Genomic DNA, 23,104 nt, shown 5'->3' on the forward strand with positions numbered 1-23,104 from the left:
AGACTCGCTGCAGAACCGTTCTCGAAAGGACCACCGTGACCGACACCCTCTCCGCGTACCGGAAGACCCTGCCCTACATCCGGGAGTGGGTGTCGTACAAGGTGTGGCAGCTGCGGGTGCCCGGCGTGCAGGTCGCCGTCGGGTACGGCGGCGAGGTCCTGTTCGACGAGGCCTGGGGCTACGCCGACGTCGAGGCCGGGCGTCGGCTGACCACCACCGACCTGTTCCGCATCGCTTCGCACTCGAAGACCTTTACCGCGACGGCCCTGCTCCAGCTCGCCGAGCGCGGGTCGCTCCGGCTCGACGACACCGTCGGCACGTACGTCCCGGCACTGGTCGACGGCGGCTCCCCGCTCGCCGACGCCACCCTGCGCGAGCTCATGGAGATGGGTGCCGGCGTCATCCGCGACGGGCACGACGGCGACTACTGGTCCCTGCTCCGGCCGTTCCCCGACGAGCAGGAACTCCTGGCGCTCGTCCTCGACCGGGGCCAGAAGGTCCCGACCGGCTCGTCGTTCAACTACTCGAACCTCGGCTACTCCCTGCTCGGCCTGGTCATCGCCGCGGTGTCCGGGCGGTCGTACAACGACTTCGTGCGGGAGTCGATCATCGAACCCCTGGGCTTGCGGAACACCGGCCCCGACTGGGACCCCGCACGCGCCGACGACTTCGTGGTCGGGTACACCGGCTTCCACACCGCGCGGCACCGGCAGCGCATCGACCACGTCGACACCCGCGCGATGGCCGCCGCCACCGGGTTCCACGGCACCGCGTCCGACCTGGTCCGTTACTTCTCGCAGCACGTGATCGGGCAGGGCACCCTGCTCGACGACCACTCCAAGCGCCTCGCGCAGCGGAAGGCCTGGAGCGCCACCGACGACCCCGCCGCCCGGGGCTACGGCGCCGGCTTCATCGTCGACCGGATCGGCGGACGGGAGATCCGCGGCCACTCGGGCGGGTTCCCGGGGCACATCACCCAGTCGATGTTCGACCCGGCGTCCGGGCTCGTCGTGTCCGTGCTGACGAGTGCCGCCGCCGGACCCGCCACGCTCATCGCCACCGCGGTCATCGCCATGCTCGACGCGGCAGCCGACGCCGACGCCCCGGGGACCCCGGTGCCCGACGACGTGGACACCTCCGCCTTCACCGGGCGCTTCGCCAACCCGTGGGGCGTCACCGACGTCGCCCGGATCGGTGACCGGCTCGTCGAGGTCGACCCGTCCGGCGCCGAACCGATGGACACCCCCACCCGGCTCGAGGTCGTCGACGCCGACACCCTGCGGATGACCCACGGCAACCGCTTCGGCTCGGTCGACGAGGACATCACCTACACGCGCGACGACGACGGCACCGTCCGGGCGATCCGCGGCGGCGGCGGCATGTCGCAGGAGCCGTGGTCGATCCCGGAGGAGCGACCCGAGGCGGCCGCCGGGCTCGCCTCGTGACCGACGACAGGGGCACCGGCGACGGGGCCCCCGACGACGACCGGCTGCTCGGACCGGAGCGCCAGGCGTTCGTCGAGGAGTTCGCCCTGATGCTCAACGACGGCGCGGGCATGCCCCTCACCGACGCCCGGGTGCTCGGCTACCTGATGATGACCCGCGCACCGCACTCGTCGTCGTCCGACCTGCAGGCAGCGCTCGGCGCCAGCTCGGGGTCGGTGTCGATGGCCACCCGGCGGCTCGTCGACTCCGGGTTCGTGAAGCGCCACATCGTCCCCGGCGAGCGCAGCCACTACTTCCGCGCCGAGGCCGACGTCTGGGGCTCCTGGCTCGCCAGCGAACGGAAGTACCTCGACCGGCAGCGCGACATCATCGGCCGCGGGCTCGCCGTCGTCGAGGGTGCCGGCCGTACCGGCACGGGCGACGTGGACGCCGAGGTCCGCGAGCGCCTGCTCAACGGCCGCGACTACATGCAGTGGCTGCAGGGCTACCACCGCAAGATGCTCGAGGAGTGGGAGGCCTTCAAGGCCGCCCGCGACGACACCGACCCCCCGGAGACCCCATGAGCGGCACCACCGACGTCCTGATCGTCGAGCACCTCACCGTCACCTTCGACGTCGACGGCGAGGTCGTCCGCGCCGTCGACGACGCCTCGTTCACCGTCACCCGGGGCGAGGTCGTCGCGGTCGTGGGGGAGTCCGGCTCCGGCAAGAGCATGACCGCGATGACCGCGATGGGCATCGCCCCCGACGGTGCGCACGCCTCGGGGAGCATCCGGCTCGGCGACCTCGAGGTCATCGGCACCGACGAGCGCACCCTCCGGTCGGTCCGGGGCCGCAGCGTGTCGATGATCTTCCAGGACCCGTCCGCGGCCCTGAACCCGGTGTTCACCATCGGGTTCCAGCTCGCCGAGGCCGTCCGACGCACCGACGGGCCGCACGACCGCGCCGCCGTCCGGGAACGCTCGCTCGAGCTGCTCCGCGCCGTGGAGGTCCCCGAACCCGAACGCCGCCTGGGCCAGTACCCGCACGAGCTCTCCGGCGGGCAGGCCCAGCGCGTGATGATCGCGATGGCGCTCGCCGCCGACCCGGACCTGCTCATCGCGGACGAGCCGACGACAGCCCTCGACGTCACCGTGCAGGCCGAGGTCCTCGATGTCCTCCGCGCGCTGCGCGAGCGCACCGGCACCGCGATCCTGCTCATCACCCACGACATGGGCGTCGTCGCGGACCTCGCCGACCGCGTGGTCGTGATGCGCCGCGGACGCGTCGTCGAGACCGGCACCGCCGACGCGGTCTTCGCCGCACCGTCCGCCGACTCCACGCGGGAACTCCTCGCTGCGGTCCCGCGGATGGGCACCGGGTCCGGACAGGAGGCCCGGCTCGACCCCGCCACGGAGCCCCCGGCCGCCGTCCTGGACGTCCGGCACCTCGTGGTCGAGTACGGCGGCGCCCTGCGGGGGCGCTTCCGCGCCGTCGACGACGTGTCGTTCACCGTCGGCCGTGGCGAGATCGTCGGCCTGGTGGGGGAGTCCGGCAGCGGCAAGACCACCATCGGCCGGGCCGCGGTCGGCCTCGCGCCGATCACCTCGGGTTCGGTGGTCGTCGACGGCGCCGACGTCGCCGGCGCACGACGAGCCGCCCGCCGGCAGATGCGCCAGCACGTCGGCGTGGTGTTCCAGAACCCGCTCCGGTCGCTCAACCCCCGGTACACCGTCGGGCAGACCGTCGCCGAGCCGCTCCGCCAGATCCTCCGGCTGCCGGCGGTGCAGGTCGAGGAGCGTGTCGAGCGACTCCTCGCCGACGTCGGTCTCGACGGTGGGTACGCCGAGCGCTACCCGCACGAACTCTCCGGTGGCCAACGGCAACGCGTCGCGATCGCCCGCGCGGTGGCCCTCGACCCCGCGCTCCTGATCGCCGACGAGCCGACGAGCGCGCTCGACGTGTCAGTGCAGGCTCGCGTGCTCGACGTGTTCCGCGAGCTGCAGGAGCGCCTCGGGTTCGCGTGCCTGTTCGTCACGCACGACCTGGCCGTGGTCGACACCCTGTGCGACCGGGTCGTCGTGCTGCACGGCGGCCGGGTCGCCGAACACGGGACGCGCGACGCCATCCTGCGCTCGCCCCAGGACCCGTACACACGACGGCTCATCCAGGCCGCCCCCGTGCCGGACCCCGGGGAGCAGGCACGCCGACGCTCCGAGCGCCTGGCCGCCCGCGCGGGCTGAGGGGGAGAGAGTCCGGGTCAGCGCACCTCGGCCGAGGCCCACAGCACGCCGACGCCGCGGCCCACCGGGCGCAGCAGCGGCACCGCGACGAGCACCGCGGCAGCCAGGTACGCGACGGCCTGCAGCAGCCCCGGGACCGCGAAGGCCACGCCGAGCGACTCCTGCGGGAGCGCCGTGAGGAGCACGGTCTCCGACAGCAGTGCGGTGACGAACCACGCCGCAGCCGCCACCGTGACGATCCAGCCAAAGGCCCGCTGCACACCCGGTGCACTCCGGACGGTGACGACGCCGAAGGCCACGAGCGCCGCCTGCGCGACGACGAGGAACACGTCGATCAACAGGCCGGGAACCAGCGACACGAGCGCGAACGCGAGCACGGACACCGCGAACGTGAGCGCCCGGCGGTCCCGAGCACGCACCGCGGCGACGAGCACGACGACGGCGGCGATGCCGGCGACGACCGTGGCGCCGAGGAGCAGCCCGCGGGGCAGGTCCCAGGGCGCCAACCAGACCGTCCCGACCAGTCCGGCCGCCCCGAACACCAGCGCCGCCACCACCGCGGCCGCCGACACCACCCGTACCCCCGTGCTGCTCTGCATGCCCGCACCCTATGCCCCGGCACCCCGCCAGGGGAACACGCTCCCCACCGTTCGGCGCCCCGACGACACGCCCGTCCGGCCCCGGGTGCTCGTCCAGACGACGCGGTCGACTTGACTGTCGTTCGAACACACGTTCGAATACCGTCGTGGGACGGCGTCGTGAGAACCGGTGGCAGCCCCCGGAACACCCGGAGGTCGAGCGTCCGCGCGCGTACTCCCTGTCCGAGGACGCCCGCGGCGGTGACGTCTGCCACGCCGTCACCCCGAAGCCGGTCTGGGCGTGGGTCCAGTTCCCGACCTTCCACGTCCGGGTGAAGGCCTTCGCGAAGAGCTGGACCCGCGACGCCGTGCTGGTGGAGTGGGCGCAGTTCGGGCAGCAGGCCGAGGCGTGGGTGTGGCGCTCCGCGGTGAAGCACCGCACGCTCCGTGCCGACCGGGACAGCGCGAACCGGAGTCCGCAGAGCGCACTGCGTTGACTTCCGCCCGCACCCCGAGGATGGTTTAGCGAACACGGGTTCAGCAAGTAACTCACTGATCGAGGCATCCGGTCCGGACCCCTGTTCCAGAAGGAGGCACCATGAAGAACGCAGCGGTGCCGTCCTGGGTCGCCCACGTGCTCACCCCGCCCGAGGTCATCAGCGCCTACATCGAGCGTCGGATCAACGATCCGTCCCTCCTGTCGGGCGAGCAGTCGGAACCCACGTACGCAGACTTCCTGCGCGACGAGTAGACGGTCTTCTCCCAGGAGGCCCGGATCACGCACCGCTGTCGGCGGACGTGATCCGGGCCTCCTCTTCGTTCACCCCACCGGTCCGCCGCGTCGGCGACGCGCCGACATCGTCACGCCGACGCTCGCGGCGGTGACGCACGCCAGGGCGACCGTCTCGAGCACCGTCAACCCCTCGGCCAGCACCACCAGGCCGGCCAGGGCGGCGATCGCCGGGCCGAGGCTCTGCAGCACGCCGAACACCCGCGTCGGCATCCGGCGGAGCGCGAGCATCTCGAGGGCGTACGGCAGCACGCTCGACAGCACGGCGACCGCACCGAAGACGAGCAGGAGCGTCGGTTCGTGCAGGACGCCGTCGACCGCGGACCGGAGCCCGAACGGCAACGACACGAGCATCGCGACCACCATCGACACGACGAGCCCGTCGACGCCGGGGATCGCGGCGCCGACGTGCCGGTTCATCACGATGTAGCCCGCCCAGCACCCGGCGGCCAGGACCGCCCAGACGACACCGCCCACCTCGGTCACCGCGGTCGGGCCCACGCCGAGCAGCACGACCCCGGCGAGCGCCAGCACGGCCCACAGCGCATCGCGCCAGCGCCGGGTGTGCACGAGCGACAGGGCGAGCGGCCCGAGGAACTCGATCGTCACGGCGACACCGATCGGGATGCTCGCGAACGACAGGTAGATGAAGACGTTCATGCCGCCGAGCGCCAGGCCGAGCCCGATCGCACCGAGCCACTGCGCCCGCGTCCAGTGCCGGATCCGCGGGCGGATCACCAGGGCGAGCACGACGGCGCCGATGACGAGCCGGAGCGTGGCCGCCCCGACCGCGCCGACGTCGTCGAAGTGGGTCTTCGCGATCGCGGCGCCGAGCTGGACGGACACCATCGCGGTGAGGGCCAGCAGGGGCGCGGGGACCCGGTTCATCCCAGGTAGGCGAGGACGGCGAGGACACGGCGGTGGTCCTCTCCGGTGTCCTCGAGTGCGAGCTTGCCGAAGATGCTCGACACGTGCTTCTCGACGGCGCCGGTGCCGATCACCAGGGCGCGGGCGATGGCGGCGTTCGTGCGGCCCTCGGCCATCAGCCCGAGCACGTCACGCTCGCGCGGGGTCAGGGCTGCGAGCGGGTCGCGACGGCGGCTCATCAGCTGCGTGACGACCTCGGGGTCGAGCACGGTGCCGCCGGCGGCGATGCGGCGGACGGCGTCGTCGATCTCCTCGAGCCGGGTGACGCGGTCCTTGAGCAGGTAGCCGATGCCGGTCGCGCCGGCGGCGAGGACGTCCTCGGCGTAGGTGGCCTCGACGTACTGGGACAGCAGGAGCACACCTGTCCGTGGAGCGATCCGGCGGGTCTCGACGGCGGCGCGGACGCCCTCGTCGGTGAAGGTCGGCGGCATCCGCACGTCCATCACCACGACGTCGGGTGCACCCTCGGGCAGGGTGGCCAGGAAGGCCCGGGCGTCGGAGTACTGCCCGATGACGTCGATGCCGGCCTCGTCGAGCACGCGGGCCAGGCCCTCGCGCAGCAGGACGGCATCATCGACGACGACGGCCCGGATGCGTGCTGCATCCGGGCCGTCTGTCATGCCGACCAGCCTAGTGGGAGCGCGGACGCCCCCGTGGGGTCACGACCGCTGGTTCGCCGCCGTCGGCACGCCGTTCAGGGCCCCGAGGGGGATCCGGGCGGTGGCCTCGGTCGGGCCGCCCTCGGGGCTCGAGACGACCAGGTCGCCGTCGAGGGCCCGCATGCGGCCGATCAGACCCTCGATCCCGTGGCCCTGCTGCGGCCGGGCACCACCCCGGCCGTCGTCGGTGACGCTGACGGTCAGGTACCAGAGGCCCGAGGCGTCGACGACCAGGCCGAGGTACACCCCGGCGGTGGTGGCGCCGGCGTGCTTCATGGTGTTCGTCAGGAGCTCGCTCACCGTGAAGTACACGTTGCGCTGGATCTCCGTGGCGAGCTCCAGGCCCTCGGGCAGCCGGACGTCCAGGCCCACCGGGATCGGGGTGCGGGCGACCAGTGCCTCGAGCGCCGCGACGAGTCCGCGGTCGAGCAGGATCGGCGGGGCGAAGCCGCGTGACAGTGCGCGCAGTTCGTCGAGGGCGTCCTGGGCGTGCTCGGATGCCTCGCCGATGAGCTGCTTGGCCTTCTCGGGGTCCTTCTCGAAGGCGCGCTCGGCGGCGGACAGGTCCATGCGGAGTCGCACCAGCCGCTGCTGCGGGCCGTCGTGCAGGTCGCGCTCGATCTGGCGGAGTGCCTGCCCCTCGGCGGTGACGGCACCGGCGCGGGAGGCCTGCAGGCCGGCGACGCGCTGCTCGAGTTGCTCGGCCCGGAAGCCGCCCAGCAGGCCGAAGTCGACCCAGTAGTGCGCGAGGACGGACCCGCGGGCCCAGAGCGGGAAGAGCACGACCGAGGCGGCCATCGACAGCAGCCCGGCGACGCCGATGCCGGCCACCACGCCGTAGTCCCAGCTCGGGTACGACAGCCCACCCACGCCGCCGAACGCCCATGCGCCCGCCACGACGACCGGCCAGGTGAAACCGAGGATCAGCAGTGCGCCGGCCCCGACGGTCACGACCGCGACGAGCGGGTACACGACCGCGGCGTGCAGCAGGTAGAGCCAGTAGTGCGGGTTGGCGACGGCCGACCCCGTGCGGGTCCACCAGTTCTGCTGCCAGCGGGGCGTCCAGTCCACCGGGCGGATCGGCCTCGGGTCCGCCCAGCTCATGCGGAGCTTCTCGAACTGTCCGAGCCACCGCGCCACGAACAGCGCGATGAAGAACATGAGCAGGACGAAGGGGTTGAACAGGTCCCGGAACCCGCCACCGAAGATCGCCGTCGGGAACGCGAAGTACAGCGTGCAGAGCAGCACGGCGGTGAGCGCCATGTAGCCGAAGTCCCGCGGCAGGCGCTTCCACGCGTCGCGGTAGAACTGCCCGGCGGTCATGCCGGACCCGCGACCGGAACCACCGACCGGACCGGACCCGACCCGCGGGGTGGCGCTCCACGACGCCGGAGGGGACTGCGCGGCGTCCTGGGAGTCCTGGGGGTCCTGGTGGTGCTGGCGCGGGTACTGGGGCATCGGCTTGGTGGCTCCAGGGGGCACGGAGTCGCCCAGCGGGACGGTCTGGGCCTGGTCGGGCGAAGGCGTGACGTCGTCCAGCGGGACGGTTCGCGCCTGGTCGAGGCGGTCGGTGTCGGTCATGCATCCAGCCTCGCGATCGCGGAGCCGTTCCCCCATCCTGCCCTCTCCCCACCCCGGGTGGGGTTATCCCCCCTCTTCCACAGACCGTCCGATCCACGCCCGCGCGTCCTGCCCGTGGATCACGCTCGTCGGATGGGTGATGCGCTCCGCGCACTGATCGACGCCGTCGGGCTCCAGGTCGGGCCGGGCACCGAGGTCCGGTCCGACGACGAGGCGTGGACGCTCGACGTCGAACCGACGGGCACCCGCGTCTGGGTGGCGACGCGGTCCCGCTCCGTGTGGATCCGGCGCGGACACGACATCGCGATCGTCGACGCCGGCACCGCTGCCCTCGTCGAAGGGCACGCGACGATCACGATCAGCACGGGCCCGGAGTGCTCCGGCCCGCCCGATGCCGCTGCGACGTACGCGTTCCCGCACGAAGCACTCTTCGCGCTGACCGGTGTCCTCGTCGGTGCCGCAACGCTCGGACCCCTCGCCGACGAGGTCCTCGCACTCCCGGCCATCGCGACGACCGGTCCGCCCGGGGCTCCCTCACCCGATGTCGGCCTCGCGCTCCGCCACGTCGGGCACCTGGACGGCGGGAGGTGGCACGGCGCGCAGCAGCAGGCCCTCGCCCGACTCGTCGTCACGACGGTGCTCCGCGACAACCCGCCCCCGATGCTCGGCGACAACGGTCTCGCGCGGGTTCTCGACCGCCTGTTCGATCCCGCCGGTCAACCATCCGTGCGGGAGCTCCTCGTCGGCATCGACATGTCGGAGCGCACCCTCGAGCGCCGGTGCGTCGCAGCGACGGGATGCTCGCCCGCGCAGCTCGGCCGCTGGTACCGCAGTCTCGCCGTCCGGAGCGCGCTCAGTCGTGGAGACCGCCCGTCCGACGTCGCGACCCGCTTCGGCTTCAGCACGACGTCGTCCATGCGGCGGGCCCTCGAGCGGGTCCGACCCCCGACGAACCGCCGGTGACCGTCGACCGCGGGGGAAGGCAGTTCCGCTTCGCATCGATGACGGTTCTGGTTCACGATCCTCGGGTTTCGTGAGCCAGAACCGTCACGGCGCGGAGAAGACCACGTCGTCCCGCGCCGTCGCAGGTGCGGTGTGGCGCGCCGGTCGCGGCGGCAGCACGAGTGAGTCGTCGGCGCCGACCTCCGGAGCGGTCAGGCGGGGGCGCGGCCGGTGGACTCGCGGACGCTCAGGGTGAGCGAGGGGCCCGCGCGTGACGGGAGCGAGGTGCTGGCGTCGATCTGCGCGCGCAGCAGGGTCGCCGCACGCTGCCCGAGCTCGACCGTGTCGCGGGTGAGCGAGGTGATCGCCGGCCGGACGAGCCGGATCATCGCCGAGTCGTCGAAGGACACGATCGAGACGTCGCCGGGCACCGCGACGCCCATCTCGCTCGCCACGCCCAGCCCGGCGACGGCGAGCACGTCGTTGTCGTAGACGATCGCGGTCGGTCGGACGCTCCTCGACAGCAGGGTGCGGGTGGCGCTCGCGCCGGCCTCGGCCGAGTAGTCCGTCGGTACCGAGACCGCGTCGTCGAGCCCCTCGTCGGCCGCGAACGCCCGGAGCCGGTCCATGCGCATGGCGGTGTGCTCGAACTCGGGCCTGCCGGCGACGTGCGCGATGCGCCGGTGCCCGAGGGCGTGCAGGTACCGCAGAACCGTGTCGGTGGCGTCCGAGTCGTCGATCCAGACGGTGGGTGCGGCGCCGTCGGGGGAGGGGTGCGAGCCGACGACGACGGTCGGCATGCCGAGGTCGGCGAGCAGGGCGAGCCGGGCATCGTCGCGACGGGGGTCGATCACGATGACGCCGTCGACACGGTGTCCGCGCCACCAGTCCCGGTAGGTCTCGAGTTCCTCGTCCGCGTCACGCGCGACGAGCAGGTTCATGCCGACGTGGGTGCCGGCGAGCCCGAGCTGGATGCCGGAGATCAGGTCGCCGAAGAACGATTCCGTGCCCAGGGTCCGGGCCGGGCGGTTCAGCACGAACCCGATGGAACCGGCCTTCGCACCGCCGAGTGCCCGGGCCGCGGTGTGCGGCTGCCAGTCGAGCTCGAGGGCGATCTCGCGCACGCGGCGGCGGGTCTCGTCGGAGACACCGGGGCGGTCGTTCAACGCGAACGACACCGCGCTGATGGACACGCCGGCCCGCGCGGCGATGTCGGCGATCGTCGTTCGACGCTTGGTGGCCACGGGGTTGACTATAGCGCTTTAGTCATTCACAGTGGCTGCCACACCCGGGTTCGGTGACTGTTGCTGAACCGGTTCAGCTATGACGAGGGAGTCAGACGCCATGAGGACCACCACACGCATGACGAGGGGCCGCGCCACCGCGCTGCTCGCGACGGCCGCCGCGACGGCGCTCGTCCTGACCGGCTGCTCGAGCGGCGGGAACGCGGCCGACGGCGGCGACGGCGAGATCAGCGGCACCATCACCCTGCAGACCTGGGCGCTCACGCCGACCTACACTGGCTACCTCAACGGGGTCATCGAGGACTTCGAGCAGGCCCACCCGGACGCGAAGGTCAAGCTGCAGGACCAGCCCGGCGACGGGTACGCCGACAAGGTGCTCAGCCAGGCTTCGTCGAACAGCCTGCCCGACGTGATCAACCTGCCGCCGGACATCGCCCTGCCGCTCGCGAAGCGCGGGTTCCTGCAGGACGTCGCGAAGGACGACTCGAAGCTCGACAGCACGTACGTTGCCGGGGCACTGGCCTCGTACGAGTACAAGGGCGTCGACGGCACGTTCGGGTACCCCTGGTACCTCAACACCGACGTGAACTACTGGAACTCGACGATGTTCGCCAAGTGCGGCCTCGACGCGAAGAACCCGCCGAAGACCACCGACGAGCTGTTCACGCAGGCGAAGACCATGCACGACAACTGCCCGACCGACTACCTGATGAGCCGGAAGCCGGGCCTCGGTGACTTCACGCTCGCCGGCGTCAAGGTGCTCAACGCCGACGGCACGAAGTTCACCTTCGCCGACTCGTCGAAGGCCGCCGACCTGATCGACCGCTACAAGGACGCGTACCAGGACGGCTACATGCCCTCCAACGTGCTGAACAGCGACTACCTCGGCAACTCCACCCTGTTCACGCAGGCCAAGGTCGCCTGGACCACCGGTGGTGCCACCTCGCTCGCCGACTTCGAGAAGAACAACCCGTCGCTCAAGGGCAAGGTCACCGTCAGCCCCGCACTCGACACCCCGCCGCTCTACGTGCAGGGCCTGTCGGTCTCGAGCAAGTCGAAGCACCTCGCCACCGCCGAGGCCTTCGCGAAGTTCATGACGAACGCGAAGAACCAGGAGGCGTTCGCCCACGAGGTCAACATCTTCCCGTCCACCACGTCGTCGCAGTCCGACCCGTACTTCTCGAAGGACGACGGCACCGTGAACGGCGAGGCCCGGGTCCTGGCGAACGAGGCCCTGAAGACGGCGAAGGTCATCAACCCGGTCGAGGCGAACTCCGCGATGACGGACTTCCTCGACCAGCAGATCGCCCTCGCGATGAAGGGCCAGGTGGCGCCCGAGAAGGCGCTGCAGACCGCCCAGACCAAGATGAACAGCCTGCTGGCCAACGGCTGATCCAGCCCGGAGAAGGAAGAGGGAGGATCGTCATGCGTGCCAACCGCTGGTACACGCCCTGGTTGCTCGTCCTGCCGGCACTGATCTGGCTCGTCGCGTTCAGCCTGTGGCCCTCGATCAACACGGTCCGGTTGTCGTTCACGAACGCCAGCCCGCTCGGCGGCGTCAGCCAGTGGGTCGGGCTCGAGAACTTCGAGACCCTGCTCGCCGACCCGCAGGTGTGGGAAGCGCTGCTCAACAGCGTCATCTACATGGCGGTGTGCCTGCCGCTGCTGACGGTCCTCCCGCTCCTCATCGCGGTGCTGGTGCAGCAGAAGCTGCCCGGGATCGCGTTCTTCCGCACCGCGTTCTACACGCCGGTCATCGCGTCCGCGGTGGTCGTCGGGCTCATCTGGACGTGGATCCTCGACGACCGCGGCGTCATCAACGAGATGGGGCAGGCCCTCGGCGTCGTGCAGGGCAGCGTCCCGTTCCTGACCGACCGGTGGCTGCTGCTCCTCAGCGCCATCAGCCTGACGGTGTGGAAGGGGCTCGGCTACTACATGATCATCTTCCTGGCCGCCCTCGGGAACGTCGGCAAGGACCTGCACGAGGCCGCCGCGCTCGACGGCGCCGGCGCGGTCCGGCGCTTCTGGTCGGTCACGATGCCCGGGGTCCGCGGCACCATGACGCTCGTCGGGATCCTGGTGTGCGTCTCCGCGCTCCGGGTGTTCAGCGAGCTCTACATCCTCACCAACGGCACCGGCGGGCCCGGCGGGCAGGACAACTCGCTCGTCATGCTCATCCAGCAGTACGCCCGCGGCTTCACCGGCAACCTCGGCTACGCGTCCGCCCTGAGCCTCCTGCTCTTCGTCGTGACGCTCGTGCCGATGCTCGCCCTCGCCCGGATGAACAGCAAGGCGGACAAGTGACGAACACGACCAGCACGACCGAACCCGTCATCGGCGGCGCGCAGGGCGCAGCCAGCCCGACGCCGGACGTGACCGGCGCGACGGGCGCGGGGCGGGCCTCCAGGCAGAAGGGACGCGACGGACGCAAGCGGCGCCGCGCGGTCTGGGGCGTCATGTCCACCCGCGAGAAGGTCGTCCGCTACGTCCTGCTCATCGTGGTGCTCTTCATCACGATCGGCCCGTTCCTGTGGCAGCTGTCCACGTCGCTCAAGGGCGCCGGTGAGGACATCTACACGGCGAACCCGTCGTTCATCCCGTCCGAGCCGACCATCGAGAACTACCTGAAGGTCGCCGCCGCGATCCCGGTGTGGCGGTACATCGGCAACTCGCTGCTCGTCGCCGCGATCGACGTGCTCGGCAACATCGTGTTCGCGACCCTGGCCGGCTTCGCCCTCGCCCGTCTGCAGTGGCGGCACCGGAAGCTCGTGCTCGGCCTGTTCCTCGGCACCCTCGTGCTGCCCGGCGAGGCGACGATCATCTCGCAGTTCGTCACCGTGAAGGACCTCGGCCTCGCCGACAACCTGGTCGGCGTCGCCCTGCCCGGCATGATCGCGGCGCTCAACGTCCTGCTGATGTTCAACGCGTTCCGGCAGATCCCCGAGGAGATCGACCAGGCCGCGGTGATGGACGGTGCGAACGCCCTGCAGCGCCTGCGCTACATCTCGCTGCCCGCCGTGCAGGGGACCATCGCCGTCATCGCGATCTTCTCGTTCATCGGTGCGTGGGACGACTTCCTCTGGCCGCTCATCGTGCTGCAGTCGCCCGAGAACCTCACCCTGACCGTCGGGTTGCAGTACCTGCAGGGCACGTTCGCCACCGACCAGCGGATGATCGCGGCCGGCACCATGATCGCCTTCATCCCGATCGCCGTGATCTTCGCCGTCCTGCAGCGCTTCTTCTTCAAGGGCGTCGAAGAGGGCGGTGTGAAGGGCTGATGCGCTTCGGGGTCAACTACACGCCCTCGGTCGGCTGGTTCCACTCGTGGCTCGACTTCTCGCGGTCGGACACCGCCAGGGACCTCGAGGCCATCGCGTCGATCGGCGCCGACCACGTGCGCATCTTCCCGCTCTGGCCGGTCGTCCAGCCGAATCGGACACTCATCCGGCAGCAGGCCCTCGACGACGTCGCGACGGTCGTCGACCTCGCCGACTCGTTCGGGCTCGACGTCAACGTGGACGCCCTGCAGGGGCACCTGTCGAGCTTCGACTTCGTGCCGTCCTGGCTGGACAGCTGGCACCGCCGCAACATGTTCACCGACCCGGACGTGGTCGCGTCGACCGCCGCCTACGTCCGGGCGCTCGCCGGAGCGGTCGCCGACAGGCCGAACCTGCTCGGGATCACCATCGGCAACGAGGTCAACCAGTTCGCACACGCGCCGCACCCCGCACCGCACGCGATCACGGCGGAGCAGGGGCACGCGTGGGCGGCGGCGATGGTCGCGGCGGCGCGAGCGGGGCTGTCGGACGGGTCGTCGGGGTCGGATGGGTCGTCGGGGTCAGCCGCGTCGTCCGTGTCGGTCGGCCTGGAGGCACGGCTCGACCCCGCCTCGTCGGTCCCGTCCGCCACCGGGTCGCGCCCCGGGCCGCTGGTCACCGTCGCGCAGTACGACGCGGCGTGGTACGACGACGCCCAGCCCTTCGGCCCGGAGCACGCGGCGGACCACGGTGACGCCACGGTCACACACTCGTGGGTGTTCAACGGCTCGGCGGCCCTGCACGGCGCCCTCGGGGCCGGGTCGGTGCGGCACGGGGAGTACCTGCTCCAGCTCGCCGCGGCCTGGAACCGCGACGCCGCCCGTCCGAACTGGCTGCAGGAGGTCGGGGCACCCACCAACGTCGTCGACCCCGCCGACGCCGCCGCGTTCACCGAGCAGACCATCCGGCACGTCCTCGACGCGCAGCAGGTGCTCGGGGTGACGTGGTGGTGCTCCCACGACGTCGCCCGGTCGCTCGCGGACTTCCCGGAGCTCGAGTACGACCTCGGGCTGTTCACGAACGACGGACGACTGAAGCCCGCCGGTGAGGCGTTCGCCGCCCTCGCCCGCGCCGAGCACACCCGCGACGCCCGCGCCGCACCGCCGACCACCGCGCTCGTCCTCGACGACGTGCTGTCCGACGGCACCGACCGGCACGGCACCCGCGCCGACTGCGCCCCCGGCGGTCGGTTCGCCGCCGCCTGGCTCGCCCTGGCCGAGGCCGCGCCGGACGGCCGCGGCCCGCAGGTCGTCCTGCGCTCCCGACTGTCGGACACCACGCTGCTGGCCGCCCGCGGCATCGACCGCTGCATCGACGTGCCGTCCGACCTCGACACCACCACCGTCCGCGTCGCCCACCCGGCGACCACGCCCTGACCCCGGAAGGCCCCATGCACGACGACATCCCCCTCACCACCGGACGCGCCCGCCGGGTGCTCGACGAGCGGATCACCCCCGCGGTGCACGCGACCACGACGGCCCTCGAGACCGCCTGGCACGAGCTGCCGGGGGAGCCGATCCCCCCGACCGAGGGGCTCGCGCTCACGTTCGAACCCTACGAGGTCGGCACGCCGTGGGGTGCGGCCTGGGGCACGACGTGGTTCCGGCTGACCGGGACTGTGCCGACCGAGTGGGCCGGACGCCGGGTGGAGGCCGTGATCGACCTCGGCTTCGACAAGAACATGCCCGGGTTCCAGTGCGAGGGACTCGTCTACCTGGCCGACGGCACACCCGTGAAGTCGATCAACCCACGCAACCAGTGGGTCCTGGTCACCGAGCGGGCCGAGGGCGGGGAGACCGTCGAGCTCTTCGTCGAGGCCGCGTCGAACCCCGTCCTGCTCGACTACCACCCCTTCCTGCCGACGCAGGAGGGCGACGTGCAGACCTCGTCGTCGAAGCGCCTGTACGCCACCCGCCGGATGGAGCTCGCCGTGTTCGAGTCCGAGGTGCACGAACTCGCCCTCGACGTCGACGTCCTGCTCGAACTGCAGGCCGAGCTGCCCGCCGGACCCCGACGCATGCGGATCCTGCAGGCCCTCGACGACGCCCTCGACGCGCTCGACCTGCAGCACATCCCGGAGACCGCCGGTGACGCCCGTGCGGCGCTCGCCGAGGTGCTCGCCGCTCCCGCCGAGGCCTCGGCGCACACGATCTCGGCCGTCGGGCACGCCCACATCGACTCCGCCTGGCTCTGGCCCGTGCGCGAGACCATCCGCAAGGTCGCCCGCACCACCTCGACCATGACCGAGCTCATCGACCAGACCGACGACTTCCTGTACGGCATGTCGAGCGCGCAGCAGTACGCGTGGATCAAGGAGCACCGTCCCGAGGTCTACGCCCGCGTCAAGGCTGCGGTCGAGGCCGGCCGGTTCCTGCCGATCGGCGGCATGTGGGTCGAGTCCGACACCGTGATGCCGACCGGCGAGAGCATCGTCCGGCAGTTCTCGCAGGGCCAGCGGTTCTTCGAGCGCGAGTTCGGCATCCGGCCCAAGGGCGTCTGGCTGCCCGACAGCTTCGGGTACTCGCCGGCGCTGCCGCAGCTCATGCGTCGTGCGGGCTTCGAGTGGTTCTTCACGCAGAAGATCTCGTGGAACCAGGTGAACAAGTTCCCGCACCACACGTTCCTGTGGGAGGGCATCGACGGGTCGCGGGTGTTCTCGCACTTCCCGTCGATGGACACCTACAACTCGCGGTTGTCCGGCAGCGAGGTCGCGAAGGCCTCCCGCCAGTTCCGCGAGAACCGACTCGCCACCGGCTCGATCGCCCCGGTCGGCTGGGGTGACGGCGGCGGTGGGACGACCCGCGAGATGACCGGCACCGCGGCACGGCTGGCCGACCTCGAGGGCAGCGCGAAGGTCCGCTGGGAGCACCCGGACGCGTTCTTCGACCGGGCGAAGTCCGAGCTGACCGACCCCCCGGTGTGGGTGGGTGAGCTGTACCTCGAGCTGCACCGCGCCACGCTCACGTCGCAGCACGGCACGAAGCAGGGCAACCGCCGCTGCGAGCAGCTGCTCATCGAGGCCGAGCTCTGGGCCGCGACCGCCGCCGCCCGCACCGACTTCGCCTACCCGTACGACGAACTCGACGCCCTGTGGCAGCAGGTCCTGCTCCAGCAGTTCCACGACATCCTGCCGGGCACCTCGATCGCGTGGGTGCACCGCGAAGCGGTCGAGCGCTACGCCGAGACGGCCGCGGCGCTGACCGCGATCATCGACCAGGCGCTCTCGGCGCTCGCCGGCACCGGAGACGCAGCCGTCGTCGTGAACCCGGCCCCGTTCCTCCAGGCCGGTGCACCAGCGCAGGGAGCGGTCCTGGCGACCGACGTGGCGGCGGCGACCGCGGTGTCGCTGACCGAGCAGGACGGCGGGTACGTGCTGGCGAACGACCTGGTGCGGGTCGTCGTCGACGCGCGGGGGCTCGTGACGAGCGCCGTCGACCTGGCGAGTGGGCGCGAGGCCATCGCGGCCGGCCAGGCGGCGAACCTGCTGCAGCTGCACCAGGACTTCCCGAACATGTGGGACGCGTGGGACGTCGACCGGTACTACCGGAACCGCGTCGAGGACCTGGTGTCGCTGTCGGCCCTCGACGCATCCGTCGACGAGGCCGGGGTCGCACGGGTCGTCGTCTCGCGGGTCTTCGGTGACCCGACGGTGACGCAGGAGATCGTCCTGGCGCCGGGGTCCCGCACGGTCGAGTTCGACCAGGTGACCGACTGGCACGAGACCGAGAAGTTCCTCAAGGTGGCGTTCCCGCTCGACGTCCGTGCCGAGCACACCGTCGCGGAGACGCAGTTCGGCGCGCAGAAGCGGGTGACGCACACGAACACCTCGTGGGAGGCCGCGAAGTTCGAGACCTCGATGCATCGCTACGTGCTGGTGTCCGAGCCGGGCTTCGGCGTCGCGCTCGTGAACGACTCGATCCACGGCTTCGACACCACGCGTGACGCCGTCGACGGGCACGTCACCACCACCGTGCGGCTGTCGCTGCTGCGGGCACCGCGGTTCCCGGACCCCGAGACCGACCAGGGCGTGCAGACGCACCGGTACGGCATCGTCATCGGCACCGACCAGCTCGGAGCCACGTCAGCCGGCGTGCGGATGAACGCGGGCGCGCGGACGATCACCGGGGCGCACGGCTTCGACCCGCTGGTGCAGGTCTCCGGCGACGTCGTGCTGTCGAGCGTGAAGCTCGCCGACGACCGGTCCGGCGACCTGGTCGTGCGCGTCTACGAGCCGTCGGGGCAGCGGGGGACCGGGGGCATCGAGGCCGACGGCGCGGAGTTCGGCCCGGCTGCCGAGGTGACGCTGCTCGAAGAGCCGCTGACCCCGGCCGGGGTGGTCGACGCGTCCTCGTTCGCCGTCGACGCCTACGAGGTCCGCACCTTCCGCTTCCCACGCGAGTGATCGATCCATCCACACAAGGAGGAACGCCATGAAGAAGTCCACGAAGTTCAGCATCGCGACCGTACTGGTCGCCATGCTCGCGGCACCACTGGTGCCCGCCGCAGCATCCGCGGCGCCCTCCTCGTCCGGGTCCAGCCACGGGCACGGGCACGGTCCGTCCCACGGCGGCGGTCACGGTCACGGGCACCACGCTGCGCCCACCAAGTCGGGGCCGACGAGCATCGCCTACGTCGAGGTGAACAACGACGAGCTCGCCAACGTCGGTCGGTACACGCTGGCGAACGGCGCGAACGCGTTCGACGTGGCGATCATCTTCGCCGCGAACATCAACTACGAGGACGGCAAGGCGGTCCTGTACAACAACGAGAACGTGCAGCGCACCCTCGACCAGGCCGCCACGCAGATCCGCCCGCTGCAGGCCAAGGGCATCAAGGTCACGCTCTCGGTGCTCGGCAACCACCAGGGCGCCGGCCTCGCGAACTTCCCGACGAAGGCCGCGGCGCGGGACTTCGCGGCGCAGGTGTCGGCGACGGTGAAGCAGTACGGACTCGACGGGGTGGACCTGGACGACGAGTACTCCGACTACGGCGTGAACGGTACCCCGCAGCCGAACCAGCAGTCCATCGGCTGGCTCATCAGTGCCCTGCGTGCGGACATGCCGGGCAAGATCATCTCGTTCTACGACATCGGCCCGTCGTCCGACGCCCTGAAGACGGCGAACCCGTCGATCGGTGGGAAGCTCGACTACGCCTGGAACCCCTACTACGGCACCTACACGGCGCCGACGATCCCGGGCCTGCCGAAGTCGAAGCTGTCCGCCGCCGCGGTCGACATCCAGAACACCCCGCAGGCCACCGCAGTGTCGCTCGCACAGCGCACGAAGGCCGACGGGTACGGCGTCTTCATGACGTACAACCTGCCGGGAGGCGACGAGTCGGCGTACGTGTCGTCGTTCACGAACGTGCTCTACGGCCAGGCCGCGTCGTACCGCTGACGCTCGCATCCTGACGGAGGCTCGCGCCCCGTGCTCCCCGGCTCCGGCCTGGAGGCGCGGGGCGCGTCCGTCGTCCGGTCCCGCTGGTCCGGGGGAGGCACCAGTTCCTCCTCGCGAATGACGGTTCCGGTTCGCAGACCCCGGCGATCGTGAACCGGAACCGTCATCCACCGAAAACGAATCCCGGCCCGGCGCGCTCGACGCCGCGGTCGTACGATCGCCGCATGGAGCTCGAGTTCCGCGGCGAGGTGATCGAGTGGCGCGGCCCGTCACCGTTCTTCTTCGTCGTCGTGCCGCCGGACGCCGCCGAGGTCATCGCGGACCTCGCGCCGGTGCTCACCTACGGGTGGGGTGTGATCCCGGCCCGCGTGACGATCGGCCCGGTGACGTGGACGACGTCGCTGTTCCCGAAGGACGGCGGGTACCTCGTGCCGTTGCGGGCGGCGGAGCGGAAGCGTGCCCGTGTCGATCTCGGTGACTCCCCGGAGATCACCCTCGAGTTCGCCGACCCCTGACGGGAGAGGTGAGGTTGTGGAGGGGATGACGGGAATCGAACCCGCGTAGCCAGTTTGGAAGACTGGGGCTCTACCATTGAGCTACATCCCCGCGCCTGCGCACCAGGCGCAGCCCGACCATCGTAGCGGACGAACGAGCACCGACATGCCGACGCGCGTCATCCCGAAGCCAGACCCCGGCGCCGCGCGGACCATCCGCTGGTCGCGGGTGGTCTCGTACGTGCTGGTGGTCCTCGCCGCCGCGGTCCTGTCCCTGCGCCCCGACCTGTTCGGCGATCCGCAGTCGCAGCCCGCGCACGCACTGCTGCACGTCTGGCGGATCGTCGTCGGACTGCTGCTCGCGGTCGCCGCACTCGGGGTCCAGGTGGCCGTCGGGATCCGTTGGCGACGCGGACTGCGACGTGCCGCTGACGACGACTGAACAACGTCCGGGAACAGCGCGGCGTCGGACCGCTAGACTCACCGGGGTCGCATGCGCCCTGCGCGTGCGCGGCCGATCCCTGGCACACACCAACGGGGCGTAGCTCAGCTTGGTAGAGCGCCCGCTTTGGGAGCGGGAGGTCGCAGGTTCAAATCCTGTCGCCCCGACCAGGTCCTTCGAGCACCACCGACCACACGAACGTCAACCAACAGGAGAACATCCCTTGGCCACCAGCACCGTCGACAAGGTGAGCGACACCCGCGTCAAGCTCACCGTGAACGTGACGCCGGACGATCTCAAGCCGAGCATCGACCACGCCTACAAGCACATCGCCGAGCAGATCAACATCCCCGGCTTCCGCAAGGGCAAGGTCCCGCCGGCGATCGTCGACCAGCGCGTCGGCCGCGGCGAGGTCCTGAACCACGCCGTCGGTGACGCCATCGACAACTTCTACCGCCAGGCGGTCGAAGAGCAGGAGCTGCGCATCCTCGGCCGTGCCGAGGCCGACGTCGCCGAGCTGCCGAACGTCGCGGACTTCACCGGCGACCTCGTCCTCACCTTCGAGGTCGACGTCCGCCCTGAGTTCGACCTGCCGGACTACTCCTCGTACGAGCTCACCGTCGACGCCGTCGAGGTGTCGGACGACGAGATCGAAGAGGAACTGCAGAACCTCCGCACCCGCTTCGGCACGCTCGTGACGGTCGACCGTCCGGCGAAGACCGGCGACTTCGCGCAGATCGACCTCACCGCCAGCATCGGTGACGACGAGGTCGACTCGGCCACCGGCGTCTCCTACGAGATCGGCTCCGGCGACCTGCTCGAGGGCATCGACGAGGCGCTCGAGTCCCTGACCGCCGGTGAGTCGACGACCTTCGAGTCGAAGCTCGTCGGTGGCGACCGCGAGGGCGAGACCGCCCAGATCGCCGTCACCGTCACCGCCGTCAAGGAGCGCGAGCTCCCCGAGGCCGACGACGAGTTCGCCCAGATCGCCAGCCAGTTCGACACCATCGACGAGCTCAAGGCGGACCTCAAGGAGCAGATCGCGAAGTCCAAGACCTTCGGTCAGGGCGCCGCGGCTCGCGACAAGCTCGTCGAGAAGCTCACCGAGGACGTCAACATCCCGATCTCGGAGCAGCTCATCGCCGACGAGGTGCACCGTCACCTCGAGCAGGAGAACCGCCTCGAGGACGAGGAGCACCGCAAGGAGGTCTCCGAGTCCAGCGAGACCGCCTTCCGCTCGCAGATCCTCCTCGACGCGATCGCCGAGAAGGAAGAGATCCAGGTCTCGCAGGAGGAACTGACCCAGTACCTCATCCAGGCCGCCGCGCAGTACGGCATGGAGCCGGCCGAGTTCATCAAGGTCATCGACCAGAACGGCCAGATCCCCGGCATGGTCGGCGAGGTCGCCCGTTCGAAGGCGGTCGCGACCGTCCTGTCGAAGGTGACCGTCAAGGACACCAACGGCGACGCCGTCGACCTGTCCGCCTTCACGGCGGGCGTCGCGCAGGAGCCGGCAGGGGACGCCGAGTAACGATCTCGACGCCACCAGCACGACTTGACGGGAGGCACGGTGCCAGCTGGCACCGTGCCTCCCGTCCGTCGTTTCCGCACCTTCGCATTGCCGACAGCGAACAGACGAGAACTGGTGCGTTGCACCCGATAAGTTCGACAACAAGCGACAACTGAACGGGAGCTTTTCCATGGCCGAAGCAACACTGAACCCCAGTGTTTTTGACCGCCTTCTGAGAGACCGGATCGTGTGGCTCGGCTCCGAGGTCCGCGACGACAACTCGAACGAGATCGCAGCCAAGCTGCTGCTGCTCGCCGCCGAGGACCCTGAGAAGGACATCTACCTCTACATCAACTCGCCCGGTGGTTCGATCACCGCCGGCATGGCGATCTACGACACGATGCAGTTCGTCCCGAACGACATCGTCACCGTGGGCATCGGCCTCGCCGCGTCGATGGGACAGTTCCTGCTGTCCTCCGGCACGCCCGGCAAGCGCTACATCACGCCGAACGCGCGCGTGCTGCTCCACCAGCCGTCCGGTGGCTTCGGCGGTACCGCCGCCGACATCCAGACGCAGGCCAAGGTCATCCTCGACATGAAGCAGCGCATGGCGGAGCTCACGGCCGAGCAGACCGGCAAGTCGGTCGAGCAGATCCTCAAGGACAACGACCGCGACAACTGGTTCACGGCGCAGGAAGCGCTCGAGTACGGCTTCGTCGACCACCTCCGCGCCTCGAGCGCCGAGGTCATCGGCGGTGGTGGCACCGTCGGCGACGGCGAGACGCCCACCAGCGCAGCCGAGCCCGACGCCCAGTCCTGATCACCACCGAAGAAAAGGAAACGAGAATGCATCTCCCCATGCTCGGTGGCGCGCAGAACGTCCCGGCTCCGTCCAATCGGTACATCCTGCCGAGCTTCGAAGAGCGCACGGCCTACGGCTACAAGCGCCAGGACCCGTACGCCAAGCTGTTCGAGGACCGCATCGTGTTCCTCGGCGTGCAGGTCGACGACGCGTCGGCTGACGACGTCATGGCCCAGCTGCTCGTGCTCGAGTCGATGGACCCCGACCGCGACATCGTGATGTACATCAACTCGCCCGGTGGCTCGTTCACCGCGATGACGGCGATCTACGACACGATGCAGTACATCCGTCCGCAGATCCAGACGGTCTGCCTCGGCCAGGCTGCCTCGGCCGCGTCGGTGCTCCTCGCCGGTGGCACCCCCGGCAAGCGCCTCGCGCTGCCGAACGCCCGTGTGCTGATCCACCAGCCCGCGACCCAGCAGGGTGGCGGTCAGGCGTCCGACATCGAGATCCAGGCGGCGGAGATCCTCCGCATGCGCACCTGGCTCGAGGAGACGCTGTCGAAGCACTCCAACAAGACGCCGGAGGAGATCAACCACGACATCGAGCGCGACAAGATCATGTCCGCGCAGGAAGCCGTGGAGTACGGCCTGATCGACCAGGTCCTCACCAGCCGCAAGAACCTGCCGGCGCTCGTCAAGTAGCACCAGCACGAACGACGAAGGCCCCGCACCGAACGGTGCGGGGCCTTCGTCG

The 23,104-nt window shown here is 70.7% G+C and carries 22 protein-coding genes and 2 tRNA genes; 18 read left to right on the forward strand and 6 right to left on the reverse strand.

Translation table 11 applies throughout. The features are described from left to right. The first annotated feature begins 35 nt into the window (after positions 1-35). Genes DEJ27_RS06200 through DEJ27_RS06210 form a run of 3 tightly spaced genes read left to right on the forward strand, consistent with a single transcriptional unit; the run spans position 36 to position 3,666 of the window. Positions 36-1,445 carry a serine hydrolase gene (locus DEJ27_RS06200; protein WP_258369810.1) on the forward strand — a complete coding sequence of 470 codons (1,410 nt, stop codon included), beginning with the start codon at positions 36-38 and terminating at the stop codon, positions 1,443-1,445. Then, a complete protein-coding gene (locus tag DEJ27_RS06205; protein WP_110859195.1) occupies positions 1,442-2,008 on the forward strand; it encodes a GbsR/MarR family transcriptional regulator in 567 nt (188 codons plus the stop codon). Before DEJ27_RS06200 ends, DEJ27_RS06205 begins: the two co-directional genes overlap by 4 nt. Further along, a complete protein-coding gene (locus DEJ27_RS06210) occupies positions 2,005-3,666 on the forward strand; it encodes an ABC transporter ATP-binding protein (protein ID WP_110859196.1) in 1,662 nt (553 codons plus the stop codon). Before DEJ27_RS06205 ends, DEJ27_RS06210 begins: the two co-directional genes overlap by 4 nt. A 17-nt stretch (positions 3,667-3,683) precedes the next feature. On the opposite strand, the gene DEJ27_RS06215 is transcribed toward DEJ27_RS06210, so the two are convergent. Beyond that, entirely contained in the window at positions 3,684-4,265 is a 582-nt protein-coding gene (locus tag DEJ27_RS06215) for a hypothetical protein (RefSeq protein WP_146244654.1), read from the reverse strand. A gap of 146 nt (positions 4,266-4,411) precedes the next feature. On the opposite strand from DEJ27_RS06215, the gene DEJ27_RS06220 reads away from it, so the two are divergent. Both DEJ27_RS06220 and DEJ27_RS17710 read left to right on the forward strand, forming a co-directional pair. Then, positions 4,412-4,741, forward strand: coding sequence for a hypothetical protein (locus tag DEJ27_RS06220; protein ID WP_110859198.1), 330 nt, complete (start codon positions 4,412-4,414; stop codon positions 4,739-4,741). A gap of 101 nt (positions 4,742-4,842) precedes the next feature. Next, positions 4,843-4,995 (forward strand): hypothetical protein, encoded by a 153-nt coding sequence (locus tag DEJ27_RS17710; RefSeq protein ID WP_181430102.1) that lies wholly within the window; start codon positions 4,843-4,845, stop codon positions 4,993-4,995. Positions 4,996-5,064: 69 nt separating this feature from the next. Here DEJ27_RS17710 and DEJ27_RS06225 read toward each other — a convergent pair whose 3' ends face one another. Genes DEJ27_RS06225 through DEJ27_RS06235 form a run of 3 tightly spaced genes read right to left on the reverse strand, consistent with a single transcriptional unit; the run spans position 5,065 to position 8,201 of the window. Further along, positions 5,065-5,922, reverse strand: coding sequence for a DMT family transporter (locus tag DEJ27_RS06225; RefSeq protein WP_111090524.1), 858 nt, complete (start codon positions 5,920-5,922; stop codon positions 5,065-5,067). After that, positions 5,919-6,581 carry a response regulator transcription factor gene (locus DEJ27_RS06230; protein WP_027464682.1) on the reverse strand — a complete coding sequence of 221 codons (663 nt, stop codon included), beginning with the start codon at positions 6,579-6,581 and terminating at the stop codon, positions 5,919-5,921. The genes DEJ27_RS06225 and DEJ27_RS06230 overlap by 4 nt, the downstream gene beginning before the upstream one ends. Before the next feature lie 39 nt (positions 6,582-6,620). Continuing rightward, on the reverse strand, positions 6,621-8,201 hold the full coding sequence (locus tag DEJ27_RS06235; protein WP_111090525.1) for a sensor histidine kinase: 1,581 nt from the start codon (positions 8,199-8,201) through the stop codon (positions 6,621-6,623). A gap of 132 nt (positions 8,202-8,333) precedes the next feature. On the opposite strand from DEJ27_RS06235, the gene DEJ27_RS06240 reads away from it, so the two are divergent. Beyond that, on the forward strand, positions 8,334-9,164 hold the full coding sequence (locus tag DEJ27_RS06240; RefSeq protein ID WP_111090526.1) for a helix-turn-helix domain-containing protein: 831 nt from the start codon (positions 8,334-8,336) through the stop codon (positions 9,162-9,164). A gap of 191 nt (positions 9,165-9,355) precedes the next feature. On the opposite strand, the gene DEJ27_RS06245 is transcribed toward DEJ27_RS06240, so the two are convergent. Beyond that, a complete protein-coding gene (locus DEJ27_RS06245; protein ID WP_111090527.1) occupies positions 9,356-10,387 on the reverse strand; it encodes a LacI family DNA-binding transcriptional regulator in 1,032 nt (343 codons plus the stop codon). Between the two features lie 118 nt (positions 10,388-10,505). On the opposite strand from DEJ27_RS06245, the gene DEJ27_RS06250 reads away from it, so the two are divergent. From DEJ27_RS06250 to DEJ27_RS06280, 7 genes are all read left to right on the forward strand, one after another. Further along, positions 10,506-11,780: a sugar ABC transporter substrate-binding protein gene (locus DEJ27_RS06250; RefSeq protein ID WP_110859203.1), complete on the forward strand. Its 1,275-nt coding sequence runs from the start codon at positions 10,506-10,508 to the stop codon at positions 11,778-11,780. Between the two features lie 32 nt (positions 11,781-11,812). After that, positions 11,813-12,691 carry a carbohydrate ABC transporter permease gene (locus tag DEJ27_RS06255; RefSeq protein ID WP_111090528.1) on the forward strand — a complete coding sequence of 293 codons (879 nt, stop codon included), beginning with the start codon at positions 11,813-11,815 and terminating at the stop codon, positions 12,689-12,691. Further along, positions 12,688-13,665, forward strand: coding sequence for a carbohydrate ABC transporter permease (locus DEJ27_RS06260; RefSeq protein ID WP_220035374.1), 978 nt, complete (start codon positions 12,688-12,690; stop codon positions 13,663-13,665). The genes DEJ27_RS06255 and DEJ27_RS06260 overlap by 4 nt, the downstream gene beginning before the upstream one ends. Continuing rightward, positions 13,665-15,080, forward strand: a complete 1,416-nt coding sequence (locus tag DEJ27_RS06265; protein WP_111090529.1) for a cellulase family glycosylhydrolase — start codon at positions 13,665-13,667, stop codon at positions 15,078-15,080. Before DEJ27_RS06260 ends, DEJ27_RS06265 begins: the two co-directional genes overlap by 1 nt. Positions 15,081-15,094: 14 nt before the next feature. Beyond that, a complete protein-coding gene (locus tag DEJ27_RS06270; protein ID WP_111090530.1) occupies positions 15,095-18,106 on the forward strand; it encodes a glycoside hydrolase family 38 C-terminal domain-containing protein in 3,012 nt (1,003 codons plus the stop codon). Positions 18,107-18,134: 28 nt separating this feature from the next. After that, positions 18,135-19,100 (forward strand): endo-beta-N-acetylglucosaminidase H, encoded by a 966-nt coding sequence (locus DEJ27_RS06275; protein WP_110859207.1) that lies wholly within the window; start codon positions 18,135-18,137, stop codon positions 19,098-19,100. A 224-nt stretch (positions 19,101-19,324) separates the two neighbouring features. Continuing rightward, positions 19,325-19,615 (forward strand): DUF1905 domain-containing protein, encoded by a 291-nt coding sequence (locus DEJ27_RS06280; protein WP_110859208.1) that lies wholly within the window; start codon positions 19,325-19,327, stop codon positions 19,613-19,615. 17 nt (positions 19,616-19,632) lie between these two features. Here DEJ27_RS06280 and DEJ27_RS06285 read toward each other — a convergent pair. After that, positions 19,633-19,706: transfer RNA gene (locus tag DEJ27_RS06285), tRNA-Gly, on the reverse strand. Positions 19,707-19,760: 54 nt separating this feature from the next. Here DEJ27_RS06285 and DEJ27_RS06290 point away from each other — a divergent pair. The 5 genes from DEJ27_RS06290 to DEJ27_RS06310 all read left to right on the forward strand — a co-directional run bounded on the left by DEJ27_RS06290 (position 19,761) and on the right by DEJ27_RS06310 (position 23,052). After that, on the forward strand, positions 19,761-20,036 hold the full coding sequence (locus tag DEJ27_RS06290; RefSeq protein ID WP_110859209.1) for a hypothetical protein: 276 nt from the start codon (positions 19,761-19,763) through the stop codon (positions 20,034-20,036). A 93-nt stretch (positions 20,037-20,129) separates the two neighbouring features. Next, positions 20,130-20,206: transfer RNA gene (locus DEJ27_RS06295), tRNA-Pro, on the forward strand. A gap of 53 nt (positions 20,207-20,259) precedes the next feature. After that, positions 20,260-21,567 (forward strand): trigger factor, encoded by a 1,308-nt coding sequence (gene tig / locus DEJ27_RS06300; protein ID WP_027464695.1) that lies wholly within the window; start codon positions 20,260-20,262, stop codon positions 21,565-21,567. 169 nt (positions 21,568-21,736) lie between these two features. Next, positions 21,737-22,366 (forward strand): ATP-dependent Clp protease proteolytic subunit, encoded by a 630-nt coding sequence (locus tag DEJ27_RS06305; protein WP_035807635.1) that lies wholly within the window; start codon positions 21,737-21,739, stop codon positions 22,364-22,366. 26 nt (positions 22,367-22,392) lie between these two features. After that, entirely contained in the window at positions 22,393-23,052 is a 660-nt protein-coding gene (locus DEJ27_RS06310) for an ATP-dependent Clp protease proteolytic subunit (RefSeq protein ID WP_027464696.1), read from the forward strand. The last annotated feature ends 52 nt before the right edge of the window (positions 23,053-23,104 follow it).

The organism is Curtobacterium sp. MCPF17_018, from assembly GCF_003234135.1.
In the GTDB taxonomy this organism is placed as follows: domain Bacteria; phylum Actinomycetota; class Actinomycetes; order Actinomycetales; family Microbacteriaceae; genus Curtobacterium; species Curtobacterium flaccumfaciens.

What these genes read in the sequence shown, in the direction of transcription:
- DEJ27_RS06305 (WP_035807635.1), top strand. Translation starts at nt 21,737, where the DNA reads ATGGCCGAAGCAACACTGAACCCCAGTGTTTTTGACCGCCTTCTGAGA.
- DEJ27_RS06290 (WP_110859209.1), top strand. Translation starts at nt 19,761, where the DNA reads ATGCCGACGCGCGTCATCCCGAAGCCAGACCCCGGCGCCGCGCGGACC.
- DEJ27_RS06235 (WP_111090525.1), bottom strand. Translation starts at nt 8,201, where the DNA reads ATGACCGACACCGACCGCCTCGACCAGGCGCGAACCGTCCCGCTGGAC.
- DEJ27_RS06240 (WP_111090526.1), top strand. Translation starts at nt 8,334, where the DNA reads ATGGGTGATGCGCTCCGCGCACTGATCGACGCCGTCGGGCTCCAGGTC.
- DEJ27_RS06310 (WP_027464696.1), top strand. Translation starts at nt 22,393, where the DNA reads ATGCATCTCCCCATGCTCGGTGGCGCGCAGAACGTCCCGGCTCCGTCC.
- DEJ27_RS06275 (WP_110859207.1), top strand. Translation starts at nt 18,135, where the DNA reads ATGAAGAAGTCCACGAAGTTCAGCATCGCGACCGTACTGGTCGCCATG.
- DEJ27_RS06210 (WP_110859196.1), top strand. Translation starts at nt 2,005, where the DNA reads ATGAGCGGCACCACCGACGTCCTGATCGTCGAGCACCTCACCGTCACC.
- DEJ27_RS06215 (WP_146244654.1), bottom strand. Translation starts at nt 4,265, where the DNA reads ATGCAGAGCAGCACGGGGGTACGGGTGGTGTCGGCGGCCGCGGTGGTG.
- DEJ27_RS06230 (WP_027464682.1), bottom strand. Translation starts at nt 6,581, where the DNA reads ATGACAGACGGCCCGGATGCAGCACGCATCCGGGCCGTCGTCGTCGAT.
- DEJ27_RS06280 (WP_110859208.1), top strand. Translation starts at nt 19,325, where the DNA reads ATGGAGCTCGAGTTCCGCGGCGAGGTGATCGAGTGGCGCGGCCCGTCA.
- DEJ27_RS06270 (WP_111090530.1), top strand. Translation starts at nt 15,095, where the DNA reads ATGCACGACGACATCCCCCTCACCACCGGACGCGCCCGCCGGGTGCTC.
- DEJ27_RS06265 (WP_111090529.1), top strand. Translation starts at nt 13,665, where the DNA reads ATGCGCTTCGGGGTCAACTACACGCCCTCGGTCGGCTGGTTCCACTCG.
- DEJ27_RS06225 (WP_111090524.1), bottom strand. Translation starts at nt 5,922, where the DNA reads ATGAACCGGGTCCCCGCGCCCCTGCTGGCCCTCACCGCGATGGTGTCC.
- DEJ27_RS06250 (WP_110859203.1), top strand. Translation starts at nt 10,506, where the DNA reads ATGACGAGGGGCCGCGCCACCGCGCTGCTCGCGACGGCCGCCGCGACG.
- DEJ27_RS06255 (WP_111090528.1), top strand. Translation starts at nt 11,813, where the DNA reads ATGCGTGCCAACCGCTGGTACACGCCCTGGTTGCTCGTCCTGCCGGCA.
- DEJ27_RS17710 (WP_181430102.1), top strand. Translation starts at nt 4,843, where the DNA reads ATGAAGAACGCAGCGGTGCCGTCCTGGGTCGCCCACGTGCTCACCCCG.